This is a genomic window from Pseudomonas sp. PvP028 (assembly GCF_017832255.1).
GTDB classification, from domain to species: domain Bacteria; phylum Pseudomonadota; class Gammaproteobacteria; order Pseudomonadales; family Pseudomonadaceae; genus Aquipseudomonas; species Aquipseudomonas syringae.
Genome location: NZ_JAFIBL010000001.1, coordinates 4,390,840 through 4,415,256 on the forward strand (window position 1 = coordinate 4,390,840; position 24,417 = coordinate 4,415,256).

The 24,417-nt window shown below is 62.9% G+C and carries 2 protein-coding genes (1 of these 2 only partly in view); both read right to left on the reverse strand.

Features of this window, described 5'->3' with window-relative positions:
- A complete protein-coding gene (locus JOE34_RS18905; protein ID WP_209996446.1) occupies nt 1-17,781 on the reverse strand; it encodes a non-ribosomal peptide synthetase in 17,781 nt (5,926 codons plus the stop codon).
- Nucleotides 17,778-24,417, reverse strand: partial view of a non-ribosomal peptide synthetase gene (locus JOE34_RS18910; protein WP_209996456.1) — the 3' portion only. 2,861 nt of this gene lie beyond the right edge of the window; only the last 6,640 of its 9,501 coding nucleotides appear in the window; the start codon falls outside the window, past its right edge; its stop codon occupies nt 17,778-17,780. Before JOE34_RS18910 ends, JOE34_RS18905 begins: the two co-directional genes overlap by 4 nt.

Sequence of the window (24,417 nt, forward strand, 5' to 3'; positions counted from 1 at the left end):
TCATTGCGTTTCCCCCACACCCACTGCCAATCCGTCGTACCACCAGGCCGCCAGGCTATAGACGTCCGGCGCTTTCAGGACGCTGAAGTGGTTGCCCGGCCCGTGCCAGAGTGAAAGCTGCGGTAGCAGGTGCTGCCATTGGCTCGCGCAAGCGGCATGCTCAAGTTGATTATCCAGCGCATCCAGTTGCGGATCGTCCACCAATACCAGACTCGCCCTGCCGCTGTAGCCTCCTGGCTCAGGTCGATAGACCGTGCGCAAGGCGCTGGCGAACGTGCGAACAATCCCTTGCAGGGCCTGTGCCGCAAGACGTGGCGGTAATAGTCCGACGCGCACCATGGCTTGCTGAAGCAGGTGCATTTGCGTGACGGTATCGCTGCCGGCAAACGTCAGCGGGTCGAGCTCGAGGCTTCTTCCGCTGGACAACTGCAGCGCCTCGATCAGGCGTTCCAGCACGGCTGTGGCGGTATAAGGTTTACCGTCCAGACCCTCGCCGCCAGGCGCTTCGCTGTCGATCAGGGTCAACGAGACAACCTCGCGGCCACTGGCCTGCAGCTTGACAGCCATAGCGTGCGCAGCCCACCCGCCGAACGAATGCCCGACCAAATGCAGGGGGCCTTTCGGATACAGCGCTTCGATGGCCTGCACATGGCTCTGCGCTGCAGCTTCCACGCGGCTGTGCGGAACACTGCGACCGTCCAGACCGCGTGGTTGCAGGCCGTGGATCGGCCAGTCCGGACCCAGTGCCTCGGCCAGGCCAATGAAGCTGGTGACGCTGTCCCCGGCGCCCGGTACGCAAAACACTGGCGCATGCCCGTCACGCCCGCTCTGGATGGCCAGCAGTGACTGATGAGCCGGCGGTGGCGGTGGCGTGGCAGGCGCGCTGTGCAGCGCCTGAACGATGCTCAGACCAAGCACGGCGACGTGCGGTGCCTGCATCATCGTCATGTGGTCCCCCGGGACATCGACGCACCGCAGTAGATCTGCGGAGAGAATCTCCCCCCAGCCCAAGGTCGAACTGCTTCCAATCGGCGCCATTGGGCGCTGTTCGGCGCGGAACAGGTGAATCGGCAGGCTGAGTGACTCCAGCTGGTAATGCGCCAGGGCCTGACCATGCGCCACTTCACGGTCCAGGTAATGGTGCAATTGCTGATCGCTCGCCAGCGCCAGCTCCTCGTACAACAGGCCGTCGTCACGGCACAGTTGCAACAGCGTGGCGAAGTCCGGCAGCGGCGCTTGCTCGCTCAATGAGTTCAGACGCGCCAACTTCGCAGCGCCCTCACCCGCCTGGGCTTGCCAGTGCGCAGTGCAATGCGAGAGCAATTGCCGCTCAAGCAAATCAGGCCCCTGCCAGCGCGCCTTGCCCTGATCGGTCAGGCGTGGCACATAGCTGTCGATCAGGCCGAGGAATGTCACGGCCTCGTCCATGCCCAGCAGTTGCGTGGCCACTTCGTAGGCCAGCACCCCGCCAAACGACCAGCCGGCCAACCGATACGGGCCGCGCGGCTGGACCTGACGAATGCGCTCCACCATCCGCGCAGCCAGACACTCCATGGTGCGTAATTGCTGCTGCCCAAGACCAATGCCCGGCAAGCCGTAAATCGGAAAGTCACCCTGCAGATGTTGCCCAAGCACCGGGAAATAAGCATCCAGCCCGGTGAAATCGTGCAGCAGAAACAAGGGTGACTCGCTGCCACCGGCGCGCACTGTGATCACCTCCCGAGCCTCGTCCGGCGATCCTGGACGCTGATCGAGCAATCCGGCCAGCGCTGCAACGCTAGGGTGCTGGAACAGCTCGGCCAGCGTCAGTGACACACCTGCTTTTTGCAGCAGGCTGACCAGGCGGATGGCCGACAGCGAATGACCGCCCAGTTCAAAGAAACTGTCGTGCCTGCCGATTTTTCCGACTTCAAGAACCTCGGCCCACAAGTCCGCCAGGCGCTCTTCCAGAGCCGTTGAAGGCGCCTGGTAAGCGAGGTTCGCCAGTGCCGCCAGGTCGGGCGCAGGCAACGCCTTGCGGTCGACTTTGCCGTTCTGGGTCAATGGCAGCGCATCAAGGCCTACAAACACCGCAGGCACCATGTACTCCGGGAGTTGCCCCAACAGGTGCGCACGCAAGGCGGCACTGTCGAGCGACGCATCACGACGGGTGAAGTAACCCACCAGACGCAACGTGCCATCGTCCAGACGCTGGGTGGTCACCACCGCTTCGCCGACGCCCGGGCATTGCGCCAGGTGCTGTTCGATCTCGCCTGGCTCGATACGCACGCCACGAATCTTCACCTGATCATCGTTGCGGCCCAGGTATTCAAGCGTCCCGTCTGACAGCCAGCGCACAAGATCGCCGGAGCGATACATGCGCGCACCGGATCTGTCGCTGAACGGATCGTCGAGGAAGCGTTCTGCGGTCAGGTCCGCACGGTTCAGATAGCCACGAGCCACGCCAGCGCCGCCGATGTACAACTCGCCGGGCACCCCGAGTGGCACGGGCTGGCCACGCGAATCCAGTACGTACAGTCGGGCATGGGTAACCGGCTTGCCGATGTGCAACACCTCGCCAGGCTGCATCCGGCCAGAGCTGGCCACCACCGTGGTCTCTGTCGGGCCGTAGTTGTTGACCACGGCAAAACCGGGATCACGGTTGAAATGGCGCAAGCGATCACCGCCAATCAACAGAGTTTGCAGCGTCGGATGGTGTAATTCACGGCTGAAGGCGTATTCGGCCACGGGGGTCGGCAGAAACGCCACCTGCAGCGGCTGGGCCAGCCACCAGTCGAGCAGCACATCGAGCTGTTCGTTGCCAATCTCCGCAGGCGGCAGGTGCAGCACCGCACCGGCACACAGCGCAGGCCAGACTTCCCACGCCATGGCGTCGAAACCGAAACCGGCAACGCTGGCGGTATGACTGCCGGCACGCAGGTTGAAGGCTTCACAGTGCCAATCCACCAGATTGTTCAGCGTGCGGTGCTCGACCATCACGCCCTTGGGCAGCCCGGTGGACCCCGAGGTGTAAATCACGTAAGCCAGATGTTGCGTGGTCATTTCCGGCACGGACGGGTTGTCGGTGCGCTGTGACCAGTCCGGGCGATCAAGCGCGATCACCGGCACCTGCAGTTCGGGCAGACGTGTCAGCAGGTCGAATTGAGCCAACACCACCACAGGTTCGCTGTTCTCCAGCAGGTAGCTGATGCGTTCATCCGGGTGGCCCGGATCGACCGGTACGTAGCACGCCCCGGCTTTCAGCACTGCCAGCAGACCGGCCAGGGTCTCCAGGCCGCGCCGCGCGACCACCGCCACCCGGTCGTCAGGACGTACGCCCAGCCCGATCAGGTGATGGGCCATTGCGTTGGCACGGGCGTTCAACTCGCCATAGCTCAAATGCTGGTCGCCCGCCTTTGCGGCCATGGCGTTCGGTTGTTCCAGCGCCTGCTGTTCGATACGCAGATGAACGGGCAGCGGGCACTCCGCAGTAAGGCGATCGGCATTGAAGCCATCGAGCAGCTCGTTTCGTTCGGCGCCGGGCAGAACATTCAGTGCCTGAATCGGTCCCGCAGGTGCCTGTTCAAGCGCGTCGACCAACCCCTCCACGGCGCAGGCAAGATACGCACAAACACGTCGGGCATCGATGCCTTTCGAGGTCAACGCAGTCAGGTCGAACGCCTCGCCCAGATCATCGACGCTGAGCGTCAACGGATAGCTGCTGCGCTCGCCAGACTGCAACAGCTCGATGCCCTGCCAGGCCTTGCCGGCAGCCTCGTTTGCCTCACCGGGTGCAGCGCTGTGGCGGTAGTTCAACAGTGCACTGAACAACGGTGCGCCTGCAGGCAAGGCGCTGCAACGCTGCGCGATTGCCAGAGAAGCCTGTTCGTGGGCAAGCAATCCGGTCAGGCGGCGGTGGGTCTGCGACAGAGCATCGCGTGCACTCTGATCGGCCAGGTCGATGCGCAACGGCAAGGTGTTGATGAACACCCCGAGCGTGCGGTCGGCGCCCTCGCTGCCGTTCAAGCGACCCAACAGTACGGTGCCGAACACCACGCTGTCACGCCCGGACAATCGGCCCAGTACCTGAGCCCAGGCCAGGTGCATCAGGCTGGCAGGACTGACACCCAGCTGCCGCACCTGATGGCGTAAACGCCTGTTCAGGTCCGCATCCAGACGCAGTCGGGCCTCGCCTGCAACGTCCGGCCCTGGCAACCAGGTCTGGGCGTACGCCAGGGTCGGCTCATCCAGATCGCCCAATTGCTCGCGGAAGAACGTCTCATGCGCGTCGTCACCGGCCCCCAGCAAGGTCTGCGCGATGTAGTTGCGATAAGGCACTGGCGCGGGCAGTTGCGCTGCCTGGTCAAGCAGCACCGCCTGCAATTCCTGGCTCAGCAGGTCCAGGGCAACGTGGTCCATGATCAAGTGATGGAACAGCAGGACCGCGACGATACGCCCGTTGTCCGGGTCATCGGCGTGGATCAGCCGCAGCAGCGGTGCACGTACAAGTTCCAGCGGCTCGGGATTATCCAGCGCCGCCAGCGGCACCTCGATCACCGGCAGATCGGCATGTCGCCAGACCACTTGCACAGGCGTTTCCAGACCGTCCCAGCACAGTGAAGTGCGCAACACGTCGTTACGGGCGATGACCTGTTGCAGCGCCTGGCTGAAGGCCTCCAGTCGCGAGCGGTCGGCAAAGGCGAAGCGTGCCTGCAAGCGATAGGGATCATCCTCAGCGGCGGACAGGTAGTGATAGAAAATACCCGCCTGCAGAGGCCCCAGCGGGTAGATGTCCTGAATATTGCTCGCACCGCCGGTAACGCTGGCGACAACGCGATCGATCCCTGCCTGGTCCAGTTTCACCAGCGGCAACAGGTCCGGGGTGATTGACGCGCAATCCGCACCGATCAGGTTGGCCGGAATCTTCACCTGAGCGCCGCTGCCAACAGCGCGTGCCAAAGCGGCCAGGGTCGGCTGGGCAAACAACACGCGGATATCGGCATCCATGCCACGGCGACGCATGCGTGCGATCAACGTAACGGCGAGCAGTGAATGGCCGCCGAGTTCGAAGAAGTGATCGTTGCGCCCTACTTGCTCGACTTGCAGCAAATCGCTCCAGATGTCGGCCAGGGCCATTTCCAGCTCGCCTTGCGGCGACTCGTATTCACGCCCTGGCATAGCGTCGCGATCCGGCACTGGCAAGGCACGTCGATCGACCTTGCCGTTGGCGGTCAATGGCCAGGCATCGAGGCGCACGAAGGCACTCGGCACCATGTAGCCCGGCAGGCGGTCCAGCATGTCGGCACGCAGCCTGGCGATATCAAGCGCCGAGCGCGGGCCTTGCTCAATGAAATACGCCACCAGACGTGACTGTCCAGGTTCGTCCTCGCGCGCCACCACCAGCGATTCCTCGATACCCGGCAATGAGGTGAGTTGCGCCTCGATTTCGCCCAGTTCGATGCGCATGCCGCGGATTTTCACCTGATCGTCGTTACGCCCCAGATAGTCCAGCGTGCCGTCTGCATTCCAGCGAGCCAGATCACCGGTGCGGTACATACACGCCTGCGGGTGCTCGCAGAACGGATCGCTGAGGAAGCGTTCGGCAGTGAGTTGCGGCTGATTCAGATAACCTCGTGCCAAGCCTTCACCGCCGATGTACAACTCGCCGGCAACACCGGTCGGCACCAGTTGCTGCTGCTCATCGAGCAGGTACACGCGGGTGTTGGCGATCGGTTTGCCGATGTCGAGGCTGCCGTCAGGCAACAGACGACCGGAGGTGGCGACCACCGTGGTTTCGGTCGGGCCATAGTTGTTGATCACGGCAAAACCCGGCTCACGGTGGAACTGCCGCAGGCGATCGCCGCCGATCAGCAGTGTGTGCAGCGTCGGGTGATACAGCTCGCGGCTGAACGCATATTCGGCCACCGGCGTCGGCAAAAACGCCACCTGTAGCGGCTGGGCCAGCCACCAGTCGAGCAGCAGGTCGAGCTGTTCATTACTGATTTCGGCTGGCGGGATATGCAGCGTTGCCCCTGCACACAGGGCCGGCCAGACTTCCCAGGCCATCGCGTCAAAGCCGAAGCCGGCCACAGTGGCAGTATGGCTACCGGCGTGCAAAGCGAATGCCTGGCAATGCCAGTGAACGAGATTGGCCAGCGTGCGGTGTTCGACCATCACGCCTTTCGGTTGTCCGGTCGAGCCGGAAGTGTAAATCGCATACGCCAGATCGCCGGGCGTCTGGCCCGACACCAGCGGATTTGCCGGTTGCTCAGGCCATTGAGGGCGATCGAGCGCGAGCAGCGGCACCGTCAGTGCAGGCAGGCGCGCCATGAAAGCCTGTTCAGCGAGCACCACTACTGGCGCACTATCGGTCAGCAGATAGTTTATGCGCTCATCGGGGTGCGCCGGATCCACCGGCACATAACAAGCACCGGACTTGAGCACGGCCAGCAGGCTCACCAGCGTGTCCAGGCCACGGCGCGCGACGACCGCGACGCGATCATCCGGGCGCACGCCCAGGCTGATCAGATGATGGGCAAGGCTGTTGGCCTGACGGTTCATCTGCGCGTAGCTCAGCGACTGCTGGCCGACTCTGGCCGCAACGGCTTCGGGCATGCCCTCGGCGCGTGCCTCTATCAGAGCATGAATGGTCTGACCTTGCGGCAGGCTCACCGCGCTGGCGTTAAGAGTGTCGAGCAGATACTCGCGCTCCTGCGGGCCCACCAGCGGAATATCAGCGAGCACCGCCTGCTGGTTGCTCACCAGCGTGCGCAGCAACTGTTCGAAATAACCGCAATAGCGCTGCACCGTTGCCTCATCGAACAGCGCAGTGGCGTAGTCCAGCGTGCCGAACAACGCATCACCCTGTTCGCCGAGGTTAAGCGACAGATCGAACTTGGAGACCTGACTCTGCTGTTCGACCGTTGCCAGCGACAGCCCGTCCATCTCCGGTAAGGTAGTTTCCCCGGCCAGCCAGTTGAGCGTTGTCTGGAATAACGGGCCATGGGCCAGGCTGCGTGTCGGGCGGACGATTTCCACCACCTGCTCGAACGGCAGGTCCTGATGGTCCTGAGCCTCCAGTACTCGCGTCCTGACCTGTGCCAGCAGCGCCTCACCGGTGGGTGCCGATGCTGTGTCGATGCGTATGGCCAGCGTGTTGACGAACAGGCCGATCAGCCCTTCCAGCTCGGCGCGACCACGGCCCGCGATCGGGCTGCCGACGACCACCTCGACCTGACCGGACAGACGCGCCAGCAGTGCGCCCCACGCAGTCAGCAAGGTCATGTACAGCGTAACGCCTTGCCGCTGAGCCAGCGCACGCAGGCCGGCAGTCAGTTGCCCATCCAGCCGTACATTGAGGCTGGCACCGGCGAAATCCTGCTGCGCCGGACGCGGCCGGTCGGCAGGCAGGGTCAGCAGTGTCGGCGCGCCTTCCAGCACCTGCCGCCAATAGGCAGCCTGGTGTTGCAGACGTTCACCGCTCATCCAGCCCTGCTGCCAGACCGCATAGTCGGCGTACTGGATGCTCAGCGCTGGCAGTGGATCGGTCTCGCCACGACGCAGCGCCGGATACAGCGCAAGCAGTTCGCGGGTCAGAACGCCCATCGACCAACCATCGGAGACGATGTGGTGCACGGTCAGCAACAATACGTGCCGCGCGTCTTCCACCTGCAGCAGGCAGCCACGGATCAGCGGCCCCCGTGTCAGATCGAACGCTGCGGTAGCCTCTGCTGCGACGCGTTCGGCCAGGGTTTGCGGGTTTTGACGCAGGTCTTCGATGTGCAGGAACGACATGGCCGCCGGAGCTGTGAACACGACTTCAGCCCCCTCCTCACGGGCAATGAAGCGGCTGCGCAGGGTTTCGTGGCGCTCGACGATTCGCCCAAGCGCGGCTGTCAACGCGGCGACATCCAGCGATCCTTGCAGACTGAGGGCCAGCGGGATGTTGTAAGCCTGATTACCGCCTTCCATTTGTGCCAGAAACCACAAACGCTGCTGGGCAAACGACAGCGGTAACGACTGATCACGCGGCGCAGGCAGGATCAGTGACAGTTCACTGCGTCCCGCACCAGCCAGCGCACTGGCCACGGCTGCCAGTTCGCCCAGCGCGAAGAGTTCGCCCAATGGCAGTTCCATGCCCATCTGCTGACGCACCTGCGACACCATGCGCATGGCCAGCAGGGAATGCCCGCCCAGGTCGAAAAAGTGATCGTGGCGACCGACCCGCTCGAGCTGCAGCACTTCAGCCCAGATCTGCGCCAGAGCGATTTCAATCTCGCCCTGCGGTGGCTCGTAGGCCAGCCCCAACAGCGACGAATGATCCGGTTTGGGCAGTGCACGGCTGTCCAGCTTGCCGTTGGCGGTCAACGGCAGAACGGTCAGCTCGACAAAGGCCCCAGGCACCATGTATTCCGGCAGGTTAGCCTGCACGTGAGCACGCATTTGCTCCGGTGCAGGCGCCTCGGCGTCCAGCCGGCTGGTGAAGTAGGCAACCAGACGCACATGGCCCGGCTCATCCTCGCGCGCCAGAACCACAGCCTCGCTGATGCCCGGCAACTGATGCAGGCAATTGACGATCTCGCCCAGTTCGATACGGAAACCACGGATTTTCACCTGGTCATCGTTGCGCCCCAGGCATTCCAGCTGGCCGTCCTCCAGCCAGCGGCCCAGATCGCCAGTGCGGTACATCATCGCGCCAGGCTGATCGCTGAACGGGTCGGCAATAAACTTCTCTGCGGTCAGGTCCGGGCGGTTCAGATAACCCAGCGCCACACCGTCGCCACCAATGTAAAGCTCGCCAATCGCACCCAACGGTGTCAGGTGCTGATGAGCGTCGAGTACGTAGACCGTTGTGTTGCCGATAGGCGTACCGATCGGTACCGACTCGGCGTGATCGGCCAGTGTTCTTACATCACTGGCTGTAGCGAAGGTAGTCGTTTCAGTGGGGCCGTACGCGTTCAACAGGTGCAGGCCCGGAGCCTGGGCAAGCAGCGTGCGGAAGCTCGCCGGATCGGCGCGCTCACCGCCGGAAAGCAACAGCCGAAGACCGCTGAGCGCCTCGGGGATCAGTTGCACGTACTGGTTGAACAGTGCGCTGGTCAAGAACAGCACACTGACATTGCCCTGACGCAGAGCCGCGCTGAAACGCATCGGGTCGATCAGCGTGGTGTGCTCGATCACCAACAGCTGCCCACCGTTGAGCAAGGCACCCCAGACTTCCATGGTGCTGGCATCGAATGCAGGGTTGGAGGCAAAGGCGATGCTGTCCTGCTCGTTGAAGTCGGCATAACCGTTGTTCAACACCAGCCTGGCAATGCCGCGATGGGCCACACGGACGCCTTTCGGGGCTCCCGTCGAGCCAGAGGTGTACATGACGTAAGCCGCTGTGTCGGATGCCTGTGGCAGGCCCGGGTCATGCGCAGGCTGGTCGTCAAGGTTCAACTGGTCCAGATCGATGCGTTGCACCGTCGAGCCCATCGAGGTGGCGCTCTGCGTCAGCACACATTTCGCCTGGCAATCATCGAGCATGTAATGCTGGCGTTCGGCAGGCGCATTGACGTCCAGTGGCACGTAGGTCGCTGCGCATTTGCAGACCGCCAACTGGCTGATCAGCAGTTCCAGTGAGCGCGGTAGCAAAATCGCCACATGCTCGTTGGGCCGCACACCTTGCCCCAGCAGGTAGTGAGCCAAGTGGTTGGCGCGCTCGTTCAACTCACCATAAGTGAGTGAGCGACGGCCATGCACGGCCGCCACTGCATGCGGATGAAGCGCAGCGCGGCGCTCGAACAGACGGTGCACGGGCTGCCCGCGTGGGTAGTCACGCCGGGTATCGTTGAACGTTACCGACATCTGCTCGCGTTCTGCCTCCGGCACCACTGACGATTCAATCAGGGCTGCTGCCGACTGCTGCTCCAGGGCCTGCACCAGATGGACAACGGCTTGTTGCACGTAGGCGCAAATCCGTTGCGGATCAATACCCGGTGCAGCCTGGGCTGTCAGGCTGAAACCATCGCCGAAGTCATCGATACTTAAGGTCAGCGGATAGTTACTGCGCTCCTCTGCGTGCACGACCTCAATCCCTTGCCATGCCGTGTTGTTCGCCGGGTCATCGACCTCAGGCACAGCGCTGTGGCGGTAATTGAGCAGCGTATTGAACAGTGGCGCGCCAGCCGGCAAGGCACTACAGCGCTGGGTCAGAGCCAACTGAGCGTGCTCATGGGCGAGCATCCCGACCAGACGACCATGGAGGTCGAGCACTGCACTGCGCGCGCAGTGCCCGACCAGATCCATGCGCAATGGCAAGGTATTGATGAACACCCCCAAGGCGCGCTCGCCCCCCTCACCGCCGCGCAACCGTCCAAGCAGCACGGTGCCGAATACCACGCTGTCACGCCCGGACAACTGGCCGAGCACCTTCGCCCAGGCGAGGTGCATCAACGTGGCGGCGCTGACACTCAACTGTCTTGCCTGATCGCGGATCTGCCGGCACAGGTCGCTGTCCAGCGTGAGTCGGGCCTCGCCAGGAATCTGCTCTGCGGATGCCATGGCCAGGCCGTAAGGCAAGGTCGGCTCATCGATATCGCCCAGCTGCTCGCGGAAGAACGCTTCATGGGCGTCCTCGCCAGGCCCTCGCACAACATGGGCAATGTAGTTTCGGTAAGGCACAGGCGCTGCAAGCTGAGCTTCGTCGTCCAGCAGTATGGCCTGCAACTCATGGCTCAATATGTCGAGGGCGATGTGGTCCATGATCACATGGTGGTAGCGCAGCACCGCTGCGATCCTTTGGTTGGCCGGATCATGGGCATAAACCAGCTGCAACAGCGGCGCCTGCGTCAGGTCCATGCGCGGCGCATTGAACAGGTCTTGCAAGGCTGTCTCTTCAACCCGCAGAGGCGCCTGACGCCAGACCACTTGTACCGGTACTTGCAAACCTTCCCAGAACAACCCGGTGCGCAGAATATCGTTGCGCTCGATCACTCGCTGCAAGGCATGGCAAAAAGCCTCAAGACGCGAGGCGTCGGCGAAGGCGAACTGCGGCTGCAACAGATAAGGATCGCGGTCCCCGGCGGTCAGGTGGTGGTAAAGAATACCGGTCTGCAACGGGCCCAGCGGGTAGATATCCTGCACATTAGCGGCACCGCCCGGCACCCGCGCCACGATACGCTCAATGGCGGGCTGATCCAGCGCTACCAAGGGCAGCAGTTCAGGGGTGATGCGCTGGCAGTGCGCATCGATCAGGTTGGCTGGCACATCGATTTCAGTGTCGCCACCGACGGCCTCGGCCAGCGCCGCCAGCGTTGGCTGGACAAACAGAACGCGAATGTCCGCACGCATGTCCAGACGACGCATACGCGCAATCAGGGTCACGGCCAGCAACGAGTGGCCGCCCAGTTCAAAGAAATTATCCTGACGACCGACCTGCTCCACATGCAGCAGCTCGGCCCACAAGCTTGCCAGGGCGATTTCGATCGGTCCTTGCGGCGCTTCATAGGCCCGGCTGGCGATGCTGTCGCGGTCCGGTGCCGGCAGGCTTTTGCGGTCCAGTTTGCCGTTCGCCGTCACCGGCAGGCTGGCCAGCCGTACATAGGCCGCAGGCACCATGTATTCGGGCAGCAGGCCCGACAGCCAGGCACGCAACTGTTCGATATCCAGCCCGGCTTTATCTTCAGCCGAGGTGTAATAGCCAACCAGTCGTTTGTCACCCGGCACATCCTCGCGCGCCACAACCACAGCGTCGAGAACATCTGGATGATCGTTCAGGCGCGCTGCGATCTCACCCAGTTCGATACGGAAACCGCGAATCTTGACCTGTTCGTCATTACGGCCCATGTATTCCAGGCTGCCATCGGCCAGCCAGCGGCCCAGGTCACCGGTACGGTACATCCGCGCATTCGCTGCGTGGCTGAACGGGTTGTCGAGAAAGCGTTCAGCCGTCAGTGCTTCACGGTGCAGATAGCCCCGCGCCACACCGGCACCGCCGACATACAGCTCGCCAACCACACCCATCGGCACGGGCTCGCCGCGTGCATCGAGAACATAAAGCTGCAAATCGGGAATGCGTCTGCCGATCGGGCTGGCGCCGAGGCGCTGGGCGTCTTCGGGCTGCAACGGGTAATAGGTCACATGCACCGTGGTTTCGGTGATGCCGTACATGTTCACCAGTTGTGTGCCGGCGTTCACGTTACGGGCATACCACGGCTTGAGTATCACGGTGTCCAGCGCTTCACCGCCAAAGATCACCTTGCGCAACGAATGCGCCTGGCCGTTCTCGCCCTGTGCAGCAATCAGCTGACGGAACGCACTCGGCGTCTGGTTGAGCACCGTCACCCCGGTGCTGCACAGCAGTGTGTAGAAGTCTTCGGGCGAGCGGCTGACCAGTTGCGGCACGATCACCAAATGCCCGCCATGCAGCAACGCGCCCCAGATTTCCCAGACCGAAAAGTCGAAGGCGAACGAATGGAACAGCGCCCAGACATCCTGCTGGTTGAAACCGAACCATTCTTCGGTGGCCGAGAACAGCCGCGCGACGTTGCGATGTTCGATCATCACGCCTTTGGGCTTACCGGTGGACCCAGAGGTGTAGATCACATAAGCCAGGTTGCCGGGCGTTACCGGCACCTGCGGATTACAGACGGATTCGTCCTGCAAGTCGTCGTCGAGACAGATCACCGGCACTTCCGAGACCGGCAAGGTGCCCTGCACTGACCGCTGACTCAACAACGCCACCGGTGCGCTGTCGTCGAGGGTATAAGCCAGACGTTCAAGCGGATAAGCCGGGTCCAGCGGCACGTAGGCGGCACCGGCTTTGAGAATCCCCAGCAGGCCGGCGATCATCTGCAGGCCGCGAGGCGTGCAGATGGCGACTCGGTCGTCCGCACCGATGCCCATGCCAATCAGGCGATGTGCGATCCTGTTGGCCTGGGCGTTAAGTGTCGCGTAGCTCCACGACTCCTCTTCATAGCTCACGGCAATCGCATCCGGCGTGCGCTGCGCTTGCGCTTCAAACTGGCTGTGCAGCGTCTGCTCTTGCGGATAAACCGCATCGGGTGCATTGAAACCGTCGGTCAACTGCCGGCGCTCGGCCTCCGACAACAGCCGAATGTGGCTCACCACCGTCTGGCTGTCAGCCACCATGGCCCGCAGTATCGCCTCCAGGTAACCCAGGTGGCGTTCGATGGTGCCGTGGTCAAACAGCGCTGTGGCGTATTCCACGATGCAGCGGAAATGATCGGGGCCATCGCTGACGCTCAACGCCAGGTCGAATTTCGCGAAAGCGGCCTGTTCATCCAGCGGCTCGAGCTGCATATCGCCCAGTTGCAATTCCAGCCCCTGGCTGCCATCCCAGGCCAGTGATGCCTGGAATAACGGACTGTGTGCCAGGCTGCGCGGCGGCCGCAGGCGCTCCACCACTTGTTCGAAAGGCAGGTCCTGATGATCCTGTGCTTCCACCACGCGGGCCTTGATGCGCTCCAGCAGCGTCACCACATCCGGCTCGCCCGACGTGTCGACACGCACGGCCAGGGTATTGACGAACAAACCGATCAAGCCTTCGATTTCGGCATGACGGCGGTTGGCAACCGGCATGCCGACGACCACCTCTTCCTGTCCGGACAGCCGCGCCAGCAAAACAGCCCAGGCGCCCATGAACAGCATGAATGGTGTCACCGACTGCGCCTGGCAGAAGGCTCTGAGGTCGGTGCTCAGACGCGGATCGAGATCCAGCGCGACGCTGGCCCCGGTGTAGTCCTGATGCGCAGGACGTGGACGATCGGTGGGCAGGGTCAGCAATACCGGCGCACCCGTCAGGGTCTGCTGCCAGTAATCGGCCTGATGACTCAATCGCTCGTCGTCCAGCCAGTTGCGTTGCCACACGGCGTAATCGCCATATTGCAGCGCCAGCGCGGGCAATGGATCCTCCTGCCCTGGACTGAACGCCTGGTAGAGCGCGGTCAGTTCGCGGGTCAGCACGCCCAGCGACCAGCCGTCGGCAACGATGTGATGCACGGTCAGCAGCAAGACGTGACGATCTTCAGCCAGACACAGCAAACGGCCACGGATCGGCAGGTCGTGCCGCAAGTCGAAGGGCTGCGCGGCCTCTTCCCTGATCACGGCCTGCAGCGCTTGCGGGTCCTGATCACGTAAATCCTGCCAGCAGATGCCCGGTATCTCAGTCACAGGCGCTGCCTGTACCCAGGCAATGTCGTCTTCCTGACTGAAGCGGCTGCGCAGGCTGTCGTGGCGGGCCACGATCCGTTCCAGTGCACGCGTCAAGGCACGGCTGTCCAGTGGACCGGTCAGTTTCAGGCCCAGCGAGATGTTGTAGGCGCTGTTGGCATCTTCCATTTGCGCCATGAACCAGATGCGCTGCTGAGCGGAAGACAAGGGTACCGGGCCGTTGCGTGGCTGCACATCGATGACCGGCAACTGACTGCGCGCGGCAGCGCTCAGGCAGTGTGCGACCGCGATCAGTGAACTGTCGGCGAACAGGTCGCCAAGGGCCAGTTCCAGTGACAGGCGCTGACGTACCTGAGAAACCATGCGCATGGCCAGCAACGAATGACCGCCCAGCTCAAAGAAACGATCATGACGCCCTACGCGCTCGACCTGCAGCAATTCGCTCCAGATCAGGGCCAGTGCGCTCTCCAGATCGCCTTGCGGGGCCTGATATTCGCCGGTCGACAACGCGGTGCGATCGGGTACCGGCAAGGCACGGCGGTCGACCTTGCCGTTGGCCGTCAGTGGCCAGCTGTCCAGGCGCACCAATGCGCCGGGCACCATATAACCGGGCAGGCGCGCCAGCAGCGCGGTACGCAATTGCTCCACGGTGCAGGAGGCAGCGCCAGCACGCTCCGTGAAGTAGCCCACCAGCCGCGCTTGCCCCGGTTCATCTTCGCGAGCCAGGACCAGTGCCTCCTCGATACCCGGCAATTGGCTGAACTGGTTTTCGATTTCTCCCAGCTCGATGCGCACCCCACGAATTTTCACCTGATCGTCATTACGACCCAGGTACTCCAGCGTGCCATCGGCATTCCAGCGTGCCAGATCGCCGGTGCGGTACATGCGCGCCTGTGGTTGCCCGGCGAACGGATCATGCACAAAGCGTTCGGCAGTCAGTTGCGGCTGATTCAGGTAACCACGCGCCACACTGTCGCCACCGATATACAGCTCGCCCGGCACACCGAGCGGGACCAGCTGTTGCCGCTCATCAAGCAGGTAAATCGAGGTGTTGGCGACCGGTTTGCCGATGTCCAGGCTGCCGTCGGGTAATAAACGACCGGAGGTGGCGACCACCGTGGTTTCGGTAGGGCCATAATTGTTGATCACCGCAAAGCCCGGATCGCGATGGAACTGGCGCAGCCGGTCACCGCCGATCAGCAGCGTGCGCAGGGTTGGATGACGCAGATTGCGACTGAAGGCGTATTCGGCCACCGGTGTGGGCAGAAAAGCGACCTGCAATGGCTGGGCGATCCACCAGTCGAGCAGCGCATCGAGCTGCTCATTGCCGATTTCGGCCGGTGGCAGGTGCAGCGTCGCCCCGGCGCACAAGGCCGGCCAGATTTCCCAGGCCATGGCGTCGAAACCAAAGCCCGCCACACTGGCGGTATGGCTGCCCGCACGCAGATCGAAGGCTTCACGGTGCCAGTCGATCAGATTGTTCAGTGTGCGGTGTTCGACCATCACGCCCTTGGGCTGGCCGGTCGAGCCCGAGGTGTAGATCACGTAGGCGAGATGGGTCGAGTCGAGCGTGTCGACGTGAGGGTTGTCTTGCTGCTCGGGCCAGTTTGCCAGGTCCAGTTCGATCAGTGGGGTGTTCAATCCCGGCAAGCCCAACCCTTGCAGGCGTTCGACAAAGACTGGTTGAGCCAATACCGCAACCGGCGCGCTGTCGCCGAGCAGATAGGCAATGCGCTCGTCCGGGTGCGCCGGATCGACCGGCACATAGCCTGCACCGGCCTTGAGCACCGCCAGCAAGCCGACCAGCGTCTCCAGGCTACGCCGCGCCACCACCGCCACGCGGTCATCGGGTTGTACCCCAAGACTGATCAAATGATCGGCGAGCGCATTGGCGCGTGCGTTCAGCTCGCGGTAGCTCAGGTGTTGTTTGCCCACCTGTGCGGCAATAGCGTCAGGCTGCTGCTCTGCCAGCAGCTCAATACGCTGATGAGTCGTCAGCCTGCGTTCGTAGTCGGCACGTCGGTCATTGAAATCCAGCAGCAGCTGCGCACGCTCGCTGGCGGGCACGATATCAAGCTGATCGACCGACATCTGCGGCGTCTGCTCCAGCGCATCGACCACACTTTCCATGGTCCATTGCATGTAAGCGCAAATGCTTTGCGGGTCGATGCCTGCGGCGGTTTGTGCCGTCAAGCCAAAGGCTTCACCCAGATCATCGACGCTCAGCACCAGCGGATAATTGCTGCGCTCCTGAGCCTGCAGCACTTCAATGCCTTGCCATGTTTCACCGGACGCTTGCGCCGGTGCACTGTGGCGGTAGTTGAGCAATGCGTTGAACAACGGCGTCGGCGCCTTTACCCCACTGCAGCGCTGCGCCAGTGCCAGCGGTGCGTGTTCGTGGCGCATCAGCGCGGTCAGGCGCTGGTGAGTGGCGCGCACTGCGGCTTGCACGCCTTGCTCGTCCAGATCGAGGCGCAGCGGCAATGTGTTGATGAAGATGCCCAGCGCCCGTTCTGTGGCCTCGGCACCCAGCAGGCGCCCCATCAGCACGGTACCGAATACTACCCGCGACTGCCCGGCGAGGCCCGCCAGCACCCGTGCCCAGCCCAGATGAAACAGGCTGGCGACACTGATGCCCAGGGTTCGCGCCTGGGCGCGCAGGCGCAGACACAGCTGCTGATCGAGCGTGACGCTGTGCTCTTCGATCGCATCACCCTCGCCGCTCAGATCCTGCAGGCCGTAGGCCAGTGTCGGTTCGTCGAGATCACCCAGCATCTCGCGGAAAAACGCTTCGTGCTGAGCTTCGCTGACGCCCAGCAGTGCTTGCCCGACATAGTTGCGAAACGGTACCGGTACACCCAGCATTTCGGCTTGCCCCGACAGACAGGCCTGTATTTCATGGCGCACCACCTCAAGGGCACTGTGGTCCATGGCAATGTGGTGGAACAGCAACGTAGCCTCGACCCGCTGACCTGCCACGGGTGCATGGCAGACCAGACGCATCAGTGGTGCCTGGCCCAGGTCCATCGTCAGGTCTGCCGCGAGCGGCGAGCTGTCGACCTTCAGTTCAGCGTGGCGCCAGACCACCTGTAACGGGGTTTCCAGCCCCTTCCAGTGTATTGAGGTGCGCAGAATGTCATGCCGGGTGATGACGCTTTGCAGCGCCTCGGCGAACGCGTCCCGACGCGCCTGATCAGAAAAGGCGAATTGCACCTGCATGACATAGGGATCGCCTTGGGTGGCGGTGACGTGGTGATAAAGAATGCCCTGCTGCAGCGGCGCCAGCGGGTAAATGTCCTGGACATTCGCGGCACCTCCCGGTATCGCGTCCATCAACAGGTCGATAGCCGCCTGATCGAGCTTTACCAGCGTCAACATTTCGGGAGTGATTCGCTCGCAACCCTGCTCGATGCCGTTGGCTGGCAATGCCGGTGCGCCGCGCTTGCCGTTCTGATAATCGCCCTGTTCGATGAGCTCGATCAGCGCCGGCTTATGCTCGCGCAGATGTTCCAGCAGCCCGTTCTCGGTCAAGGCACGGCGATTGCCCTGCACCACCAATTGACCGTCCTTGACCGTCAGGTGGATTTCGTGAGCTTTGAGTGTCGCCAAAAGTTCGTTGATGCTCACAGGGTAATCTCCATGTTCTCTGTGATGGCCGCGTAGCCCGCCAGCGTAGGTTGTTCGAAAAGCGCCCGGACATCGGCCTCGATGCCTTCCTGGCGCAGGCGCGCAGTCAGGCTCACCGCCAGCAGCGAATGACCGCCCAGCTCGAAAAAGTTGTCGTGACGGCCTACCTGTTCGACCCCTAGCAGTTCGCTCCAGAGCCTGGCCAGCAAGGCTTCGGTTTCGCCTTGCGGTGCTTCATAAGGGCGGGTCAGGAGCGCATCTTGTCCTGGCGCAGGCAGCGCCTTGCGATCCAGCTTGCCGTTGGGGCTCAGGGGCATTTCATCCAGATGCACGAACAGTGCGGGCACCATGTAATCCGGCAACTGCGCACGCAGCACCTCACGCAAGGTCTCGACCGATAGCTGTGTGCCGGTGTAATAGGCCACCAGCCGCTGCCCGCCTGGTTGCTCGTCGCGCACCAGCACGACCGCCTGTTCGATACCCGGGTGGCTGATCAGGCAGGCCTGAATGTCGCCCGGTTCGATACGCAACCCGTGGATCTTCACCTGATCGTCATTGCGGCCAAGGAACTCGAGGTTGCCGTCTGCGCGCTGGCGTACCAGATCGCCACTGCGGTACAGGCGGTCGCCTGCTACGAAAGGGCTGTCGATAAACCGTTCGGCATCGGTCTTTGGCAGGTTCAGGTAGCCACGCGTCACCCCGGCACCGCCGATATGCAGTTGGCCGATAACCCCCTGCGGTACAGGCTGGTCATGGGCGTCGAGCACGTAAAGCCGCGTGTTGCTGATCGGACGCCCGATAGGCAACGCACTGTCTGGCACGGCTTCGTCGGGTCTTAGCGTCCAGACACTGCAATCGACTGTGGTTTCGGTCGGGCCATACACGTTGTGCAGGCGTACCTCTGGCAAACGTTTGCGCAGCTGTGCGGCCATATCCACGGTCAGCTCACCGCCCCCGCAGACAACGTCGGTGAGGCTGCTGCACGCGCTGCTCTGCGGCAGATCGAGGAACTGCTGCAACAACGCAGGAACGAACTGCACCACGCTGACCTGGCGCTCCTGAATCACTTGCGCCAGGTACGCCGGATCACGCTGGCCATCAGGACGCGCCAGCACCAGTGTAATACCGCTGCTCAGTGGCCAGAAAATCTCCCAGACCGAGGCGTCGAAGCTGATCGGGGTCTTTTGCAGCATGACAGTGCCCGAGGTCGGTGGGCACAACACCGAGCTCCACTGCACCAGGTTGCTGACGTTGCGGTGCTCGACCATCACCCCTTTCGGCGTACCGGTGGAGCCCGAGGTATAAATCACATACGCCAGATGCTCCGCCGTCAAACCGGGAACGCGCGGATTCTGATCACGCTGGGCGTCCCAGGTCACGCTGTCCAGATCGATCCGCAGCGCGTGCTCGTCGTCAAGCAGATCGCGGGTGCCGGCCTGTACCAGCAAGGCGACCGGCGTGCTGTCCTTGACCATGTACTGCAAACGTTCGCGCGGGTAGCTCGGGTCCAGTGGTACGTAAGCGCCACCTGCCTTGAGGATCGCCAGCAGACCGATCACCATCGACAGGCCGCGCTCGACACAGATCGCAACCCGCTGATCAGGCCGCACGCCCAGATCGATCAGGTGATGCGCCAGGCAGTTGGCCTGTTCGTTGAGCTGGCGATAGCTCAATTGTGCACGCCCGGCGCGTAGGGCTATCGCCTGCGGCGTACGCACCGCCTGGGCTTCGAACAGCCCGTGCAGGGTTTGCTGAAGATCGTGATGGATCGCCGTGGCGTTGAACTCGACCAGCGAGCGCTGCCGCTCTTCAGCGCCGAGTACCGACAGATGCTGCACCGGCAGATCCGGCTGGCCTTCAAGGGCGTCAAGCATGGCCGTCAGCGTCTGCTGTACATAAGCACAGATACGTTGCGCCCCTACCCGAGGTGGCACGGTAACGCTCAGGCGCAGGCTGTCGCCGAGATCGTCGACGTTGAGGCTCAACGGGTAGTTGGTGTGCTTCTCGCTGGTCAGAATCTCCAGGCCTTGCCATGCGTCGAGCTGCGCATCCTGTCGCGCCTGGCCTGCGGCGTGTCGATAGTTGAGAATTGCACTGAATAACGGCAATGGCGCTGCCACCCCGCTCCAGCGCTGTGCCTGAGCCAGGGATGCGTGCTCATGGCCAAGCAGTGCTGCCAGTCGGGCATGCGTGGCGCGTGCGCCGTCGCGCACGCTGAGGTTGCCCAGATCGACCCGCAATGGCAGCGTATTGATGAACATGCCCATACCACGGTCGGCACCCGCACCGCCCTGCAGGCGACCCAGCAGCACAGTGCCGAATACCACGCGGTCATTGCCGGTGGCCGCGCCCAGCACCCGCGCCCATGCCAGATGCAACAGGCTGGCGACGCTGACACCCAGTTGCCGCGCCTGACTGCGCAGGCGCTGTAGCAACGCATCGGGCAGCACCTGCTGGGCTTCCTCGATGCAGCTGCCGTCACCCTGCACATCGCGCAGATCGAATGGCAACGTCGGCTCGTCTATATCGCCCAGTTGTTCGCGGAAATACGCCTCATGCTCCGCTTCGCTGACACCCAGACGTGCCTGGGCCACATAGTTGCGATACGGCACGGCGGGCTGCGTCGGGCCCGGCTCGCCGCGCAGATCGGCGAGCATTTCCTCACGCATGACTTCGAGCGCGGTGGCGTCTACCACAATGTGATGGAAGCGCAGTATTGCCGACAGGCCTGGGCCGGTCGGGTCCGGGCAGTAGGCCAGACGGATCAGCGGCGCACAGTTCAAGTCCATGCGTGCCGCGCCCGCCGGGGTGTCGATTTGCGCCAGTGTCACCCGTTCAACAAGCAGATCCGCCTGGCGCCAGACCACCTGTTGCGGCGTTTCCAGCCCTTCCCAGACGATCGCCGTGCGCAGACTGTCGTGCCGCGCGATGACCTTGCGCAAGGCAGCGGCCACTGCCTCCAGACGCTCCGGGCTGTCGACGTTCATGCGCAGTTGCAGCAAGTACGGGTCGCCCTGCTCGGCAGTCAGGTGGTGATAGAGAATGCCTTCCTGCAGGGGTGCCAGCGGGTAGATTTCCTGAACATTGGCCGCTCCGCCAGGCACCGTGGCGACAATACGCTCGATGGTCGTCTGGTCGAGCTGTGACAGGCTCAGCAGGTCCGGCGTGATGTGTGTACAACCGGCGGGAACGCGATTGAGCGGCGTCGGGATTTCACGCCCTTTGCCCACCGACGCGGCCAGCGCGGCGACGGTCGGCTGGCCGAGCAGGACGCGTACATCGACGCTGAGCCCGGCATTGCGCAGACGCTCGACCAGACTGACCGCCAGCAGCGAGTGGCCGCCCAGCTCAAAGAAGTTGTCATGGCGACCGACTTTTTCCAGGCCAAGCACGTGTGCCCAGAGATCAGCCATGAGGGTTTCAGTTGCATCCACGGGTGCTGCGTAGGCCTGACTGGTCAGCGCTTCCAGCTCCGGGTCCGGCAAGGCACGACGGTCAAGCTTGCCATGGCTGGTCAGCGGCAACGCGTCCAGGCGTGTGAAGGCCAGCGGCACCATGTGCGCGGGAAGGCGTGCACGCAACGCCTCGCGCAGCGCTTCGGGTTGGACGGGAGCGTTTTCGGTGAACCAGGCCAGCAAACGTTCACCGCGCACCAGCACCACAGCGTCCTGCACCTCAGCCTGACTGGCCAGAACCGACTCGATTTCGCCCAGTTCGATGCGCATGCCGCGAATTTTCACCTGATCGTCGTTGCGTCCCAGGTAGTCGAGGCTGCCATCGGCATTCCAGCGCACCAGATCGCCGCTGCGATACAGGCGCGCCTGCGTTGCGGCACTGAACGGGTCGGCGATAAAACGCTCTTCGGTCATTTGCGGACGATTCAGATAGCCACGGGCAACCCCCGCACCACCGATGTACAACTCGCCGACAACACCTATGGGCACCGGCTGCAACTGCTCGTCCAGCACATACACGCGAGTGTTGGCGATCGGGGTGCCGATATGCAATGGCCCGCCCGGCTGAACGGCACCAGAGGTCGCCACCACGGTGGTTTCAGTCGGGCCGTAGTTGTTGATCACGGCGAAGCCAGGGTCGCTGTCGAACTGGCGCAAGCGGTCGCCGCCGATCAGCAGCGTGCGCAGCGTCGGGTGTTGGCGCGGGCGTCTGAAGGCCTGTTCGGCCACCGGGGTCGGCAGGAAACCGACCTGAAGTGGCTGTTCCAGCCACCAGTCGAGCAACTCATCGACGTGCTCGTTGCCGACCTCGGCCGGTGGTAGATGCAGTACCGCACCGGCACACAGCGCCGGCCACACTTCCCAGGCCATGGCGTCGAAGCCGAAACCGGCGACGCTCGCCGTGTGACTGCCAGCCTGCAGAGCGAACGCCTGGCAATGCCAGTGCACCAGATTGACCAGCGTGCAGTGCTCGACCATGACGCCCTTGGGCTGGCCGGTGGAGCCGGAGGTGTAGATGACGTACGCCAGTTTTTGCGCATCAAGGTCCGCAACGCAAGGGTTATTGCCGGAAGAATCCAGCCAGTCAGCCTGCTCGATGTTCACCCGGGCAGTATCGCCGGCTAGATCATGGGTCGAGTTTTCAGTCAGAACCACGCGGGGCGCGCTGTCCTGCAGCAGGTAGGCGATACGCTCAGCCGGATAGACCGGGTCGACCGGCACGTAGGCCGCACCGGCCTTGAGCACCGCCAACATGGCAACCAGGCGTTCGGGACCACGGTGCAGGCACAGGGCGATGCGCTCATCGGTTTTGACGCCCAGGTCAATCAGATAGTGGGCCAGGCGGTTGGCGCGCTCGTTGAGCTGAGCGTAGGTCAGTACATGACCACCCTGAATCACCGCAGGGCTGTGCGGCTGGCTGGCGGCCTGCGCTTCGATCAACGCATTGACGGTGCGGCCCTGCGGGAACGGCTGCTCGCTGCCGTTGAAATCGAGCAACAGATGGTTGCGCTCTGCCGCGTCGAGAATCGGTACGTTTTCCAGCCGCAGCGGCAGCGCCTGTTCCAGAGTGTCCAGCAGATGCTCCAGCGTGTTGAGCACCCAGCCAGCGATACGCTCGGCTCCCATACCCTGCTGCGCCAGCATATGCAGGTCGAAACCTTCGCCCAGATCGTCCACACAGAGGGTCAACGGATAGTTGCTGCGTACATCACCACCGAGCACCCGCACGCCTTGCCAGAGCCCTTCACCGTCCTGCGGTTTCACCTCCCCGCTGTGGCGATAATTGAGCAAGGCACTGAACAACGGGGAACCCGATGCCACCGCACTGCAGCCCTGAGCGAGTACCAGCGAAGCCTGCTCGTGAGCGATCAGCGCAGACAGCTTAGCGTGGACCGCCTTGACGGCTGGACGAGTGTCCTGCGCCGTATCCACGCGCAGCGGCAAGGTATTGATAAATACACCGAGCGCCCGATCGGCGCCCTCACCGCCCATGCGGCCCAGCAACACAGTGCCGAATACCACGTCGCGACGATTGGCGAGCACGCCCAGAACCCGCGCCCAGACAACGTGCATCAGACTTGCAGCGCTCACCCCGAGCTGGCGTGCCTGTTCGCGTAGGCGCAGGGCCAGTTCAGGGTCGAGGGCCCGTCGCGCCTCCTCAATGCCACTGCCGTCGGCATGCACGTCCTGTATACCAAAAGGCAGGGTGGGCTCATCGACGTCACCGAGCATTTCAGTGAAAAACGTTGTGTGGCTTGCGTCGTCATTGGCCAGGCGTACTTGCGCAACGTAGTTGCGATACGGCACCGGCGCCTTCAAGTCATAGCGGTGGCCGAACAGCAACGCCTGCATCTCGCGGCTGACGATCTCCATCGCTGTGTTGTCCAGTACCAGATGGTGAAAGAGCAAAATGGCGACGGTTTCGCCGTTCGACGATTGCTGGGCATGCACTAGACGCATTAAGGGTGCCTGGGTCAGATCCAGTCGATGATGACGGGCGTCAAACTGGCGTTGCAGGCGATCGATTACAGCCGATTCGGGGTCTTCGGCCTCGAACTCGATGGCCTGAACCGTCAGCTCGGCATTGCGCCAGACCACCTGTTGCGGGCTTTCCAGACCCTGCCACGCCACCGAGGTGCGCAGGATATCGTGACGGTCAATGACTTCCTGCAAGGCCGCGGCCCAGCTGTACAGACGCTCTGGCGTATCGAACGCCAGACGCCATTGCAGAAGATAGGGGTCGCCCTGTTCCGCGGTCAGGTGGTGATAGAGAATACCTTCCTGCAACGGTGCCAGCGGGTAGATATCCTGCACATTGGCAGCACCACCACCCGGCACGCTGGCGACGATGCGATCAATGGCTGACTGTTCGAGCGCCACCAGACTCAACATGCCCGGAGTGATCTGCTTGCAGCCTGCCGGAATAAGGTTTGCCGGCACTTTGAAGGCGCTGACGTCCGTCTGACATGCCGCCAGAGCAGCCAGTGTCGGCTGGCTGAGCAGCACATGCACATCCGCCTTGAGTCCGGCCTTGCGCAGTTGCTCGACCAGGCTGACGGCCAGCAAGGAATGGCCGCCCAGTTCAAAGAAGTTGTCATGCCGTCCTACGCGCCCGATGCCCAGCACTTGTGCCCAGATGGCTGCCATGGCGATTTCCACTTCGCCCTGCGGTGCTTCATAA